Raw genomic sequence first — 295 nt, 5'->3', positions numbered from 1 at the left:
CAGTAGGGTGGGTTAGGCGCGGCAGTAATTTTTCGGAAAAACCCACAACTTTTCATCCGCGCCGTAACCCACCATTTCCTTTCTAATGCACAGTTTTAGCGTCTGGCCCCCAAACCCCCAATTCTGGGGGCTGGGAATCGTCTGGCCCCCAAACCCCCAATTCTGGGGGCTTTGACTGAAAAATTTTTCGCGAATATTTGCCATTGCTATGGCAGTCCGGCGCCGATATTTTTCATTCCGGCAGGCGCCGATATTTTTCATTCCGGCAGGCGCCGATATTTTTCATTCCGGCAGG

Annotated in this window: 1 protein-coding gene; it reads right to left on the bottom strand. The window is 51.9% G+C overall.

All coding sequences use genetic code 11. The annotated features are described in order from the left end of the window. Positions 1-12: 12 nt before the first annotated feature. Entirely contained in the window at positions 13-204 is a 192-nt protein-coding gene (locus AC0QHF_RS15215; RefSeq protein WP_324705076.1) for a hypothetical protein, read from the bottom strand. Positions 205-295 lie beyond the last annotated feature (91 nt).

The organism is Lyngbya sp. CCY1209 (assembly GCF_055795065.1).
The sequence above is the reverse complement of the archived record's forward strand: the minus strand, read 5'-3'. Positions and strand labels throughout refer to the sequence as shown.